The sequence below is a fragment of the Kitasatospora sp. NPDC059827 genome, assembly GCF_042731675.1.
Taxonomy (GTDB): Bacteria; Actinomycetota; Actinomycetes; order Streptomycetales; family Streptomycetaceae; genus Kitasatospora.
This window is the reverse complement of the sequence record NZ_JBHWIV010000131.1, coordinates 13,685-16,791: the sequence shown is the minus strand read 5'-3', so window position 1 is coordinate 16,791 and position 3,107 is coordinate 13,685. Positions and strand designations below refer to the sequence as shown.

Here is a 3,107-nt window from a genome sequence, read left to right as displayed (position 1 = left end):
TGGCCTGTCCTGGTCTGTGGCCGCCACACCCGCGACGACTTCACCCTGTTCCCCTGCGGCATGGTCGAATTCCTCCGCAAGCTGCTCCTGGACGAGTTCGACCCGTACCCACTCAGCATCGATCTCCGCGACGCCTCACCCCGCTACGTGCACTGGTTCGAGCAACAACGGCGCTCGAAGGCGGGCTTGGACCGATACTCCGGTGAACCACGGCCGGCCAACCAGTAGGGGTTGTAGAGGCCTTGCTGGTCATAGCCACTCGTTGATCGCTGCGACCAGCACGGTCGCGGGATAACGGACAGCGAGTTCGACGGCGTGGCGCTCCTTGGTGTCATCCTTGTCGAACTTCGGTGGGCGGCCGCCTCGGGAACCGAGCTTCTTGCGGTTGCGGACCCGGTCGGCCTTCTCCGGGATGGTGCACCGCACACCTCGTCCCCGCAGGTAGGCGCGGTTCACGCGGGAGCCGTACGCCCTGTCCGCGCGAACCTTGTCCGGTTTCGTGCGCGGTCGGCATGGTCCGGTGCGGGGTACCCGGATGCCGTCCAGGACCGGCTGGAACTGGGGACTGTCGTGCCGCTGGCCGGCGGTGACGAGCAGGGACAGGGGTTTCTGTCCCTACTCGACCGCCAGGTGCATTCGACGCTGCCGTCCCACGTGAGCAGACCTTTTGCGTCGGCTTCGGCCTGCAGCTGCTTGAAGATCCGCTTCCAGGTGCCGTTGCGCTGCCATCGCCGGAACAGGTCGTAGGCCCGGTCCCACGGTCCGTAGCGCTCCGGGAGATCCCGCCACGGCGCTCCAGTTCTGGTCCGCCACCGTATGCCGTCGATCAGCTGCCGATGCGTCCAGGTCCGGGGGCGGCCTGGCTTCTTTCCCACTGGCAGCAACGGCTCCAGACGCTCCCACTGGCCGTTCGTCAGATCACCACGTCCCACGGCCGGTGATCATCCACAACCTTGATCCACTTTCGCAACAGACCCTGGTGAGACCGGATAACCGGATACCTAGGGGTGACAACTCCAGCGGATCGCCCAGCTCTCTAGAGCCAGCGATACTCCGGGTCCCTGTACTTGCGCTCTTCGGGGAAGGGCGCGCGAACGTACTTGACCCACTGCGGTGCACAGGCGCCGATCGACTCGTAGGTGCGTTGTGCCTCGGCAAGGCTCAGCGTCCCGTTCGGACCGCCGCGGACCTCGTCACGGTCGTGCTCGTCCTGCCCGTCGTCCTCCCAGTAGCACACCAGGCACGTCTCGTTCGCCCCGCGGGTTTCCATGGTCAGGTAGCCGCAGCACGGGCAGGCGTACGGGCCGCTCTCCGGTCCAAGCACGATGTTGAACCTCTGCGGGGCAGCGCCCCTGTCATCGCTGGTCACGCTGCATTTTGTACATGAACCCACAGACAACCAGCCCCGCCGGCGGCGCCCCGCCGAGCCCGGACCCCCCGCCCCCGGCGCCCCCGCCGCTCCGGCGCTGGTGTGGTTTGTGGGGGGGCCCCACTCCCCACTCCTCGTTGCCTTGAGGATCGCACCCTTGAGCCGGGCCGACGGGTGGTCGATCGGTACGAAACGCCCTATCGCTCGACCGCCAGACGCACGCCCAGGCCGATGAAGACGCCGCCGGTCGCCACGTCGAGGCGGCGGCGCGCGGCCGCGCGCCGGTCGAGCCAGCCCCCGATCCGGCCCGCGAGCACGCCGACGGTGCCGTCGACCAGGAACTCGACCGCGATGAAGACCGCCCCGAGGAGCAGGAACTGGAGCCAGACCCGGCCCAGGCCGGGGTCGACGAACTGGGGCAGGAACGCGATCGTGAACGTGACCATCTTCGGGTTCACCAGGTTGGTCAGCAGCCCGCGAACGTAAGCTCGGCGGCCGGAGACCCCGTTCGCGCCCGCCGACTCGACCCGCTCCCGGCCGCGGTGGCGGATCGCCTGCACACCGAGGTACACGAGGTAGGCGGCGCCGGCCAGGCGCAGCGCGGTGAACGCGGTCGGCGCGGCGGCGAAGAACGCGGACAGTCCCACGGCGGCGAGCGCGATGTGAACGGCCTCGCTGGTGGCGACCCCGGCGGTGGCGAGCAGCCCGGCACGGGCGCCGCCGCGGATCCCGCAGCCGAGGATGAACAGCATGTCCGGCCCCGGGGTGACCATCGCGACGAGGGTGGTGACTAGGAAGACGGCGAAGAGGTGCGGATCGACAGGCATGGGCCGATGCTCGTGCGGGCGTGGCAGCCCCGCAAGCGATATTCGTAGGCCGAGACGGAGGGCCGGCGGCGGGGAGAACGCCCGGTACCGCCGCATTCACGAATCCCGTGCGGCCGCGCTGATCGGTAGGCTGGCGGCGACGGAGGCGGGGGCCGGCTCCGCGTCCGGCCGTGGACGGGGGATCACCGCTTTGCACTTCGCGTTGGCGTACCAGGACGAGGCCCGCTGCCCGGCCTTCCTCAACGGATTGATCCACGAGGATTTCTCGGACGACGGCCACGACCGGCCGATGCATTACGCCTGGCACTACGCCACAGGCGACGCCCCGCTCGCCGACCTGCCGGCCGAGCTGTGGCTGATCACGAAGGACCGGGCCTACGACTTCGACTTCCACACGCAGTTCGGCGGGCACGTCGTCAGCGGCGAGTTCCTGGCCCTGATGCGGGCCACCGACACCGGTGGCTGGCAGGCCGCGAAGCTGAACGTGGTGTCCAGCAAGGGCAAACGGATCCCGGCGAAGGACTACTACTTCGTGAAGTTCCCCCGGACCGAACTGCTCAAGGTCGAGGACGTGGTGGACCTCGCGGGGTCGAGGATCGACTTCCGCCGCAACGGGCAGATCAAGAAGATCTGGGAACTCCGCTTCGGGACGCCGCCGGAGCGCGACCTGTTCCTCTTCGACTGCATCCCGCTCCTCGGGGTTGCCTTCTGCTCGGAGAGGTTCGCCGAAGCCGCGCGGCGGTTCGGGCGGTTCGGCCCGAGAGGAGTCACGTTCGTGGAGCTGCCGGACATCGGGACCATCCAGAGCGCCTGACGCACTCGACGGCCGAGGAGTGGGGGGGGGGGGGGGGCGCCCACCCCCACCCACGGGGTGTTCATGTTTCGGGGGGCCGAAAAGATGACCCCCCCGG

General features: G+C 69.0%; 3 protein-coding genes and 2 pseudogenes. 2 read left to right on the top strand and 3 right to left on the bottom strand.

Going from position 1 to position 3,107, the window contains the following annotated elements; genetic code table 11:
• Positions 1-228, top strand: a pseudogene (locus ACFV8H_RS39525) (SMI1/KNR4 family protein); the annotation flags it as partial.
• Between the two features lie 21 nt (positions 229-249).
• On the opposite strand, the pseudogene ACFV8H_RS39520 reads toward ACFV8H_RS39525, so the two are convergent.
• The 3 genes and pseudogenes from ACFV8H_RS39520 to ACFV8H_RS39510 all read right to left on the bottom strand — a co-directional run bounded on the left by ACFV8H_RS39520 (position 250) and on the right by ACFV8H_RS39510 (position 2,196).
• Positions 250-932: pseudogene (locus ACFV8H_RS39520) on the bottom strand (transposase).
• 104 nt (positions 933-1,036) lie between these two features.
• Positions 1,037-1,369 (bottom strand): CPCC family cysteine-rich protein, encoded by a 333-nt coding sequence (locus ACFV8H_RS39515; protein ID WP_380409379.1) that lies wholly within the window; start codon positions 1,367-1,369, stop codon positions 1,037-1,039.
• A gap of 197 nt (positions 1,370-1,566) precedes the next feature.
• The gene (locus tag ACFV8H_RS39510; protein ID WP_380409377.1) at positions 1,567-2,196 is read right to left on the bottom strand and encodes a LysE family translocator; all 630 of its coding nucleotides are present in this window, start codon (positions 2,194-2,196) and stop codon (positions 1,567-1,569) included.
• 190 nt (positions 2,197-2,386) lie between these two features.
• Here ACFV8H_RS39510 and ACFV8H_RS39505 point away from each other — a divergent pair, with 190 nt between their 5' ends.
• The gene (locus tag ACFV8H_RS39505) at positions 2,387-3,010 is read left to right on the top strand and encodes an Imm43 family immunity protein (RefSeq protein ID WP_380409375.1); all 624 of its coding nucleotides are present in this window, start codon (positions 2,387-2,389) and stop codon (positions 3,008-3,010) included.
• Positions 3,011-3,107: the final 97 nt, after the last annotated feature.

Excerpts from the sequence above, each read along its gene's own strand:
- ACFV8H_RS39510 (WP_380409377.1), bottom strand. The coding sequence starts at position 2,196 with ATGCCTGTCGATCCGCACCTCTTCGCCGTCTTCCTAGTCACCACCCTC.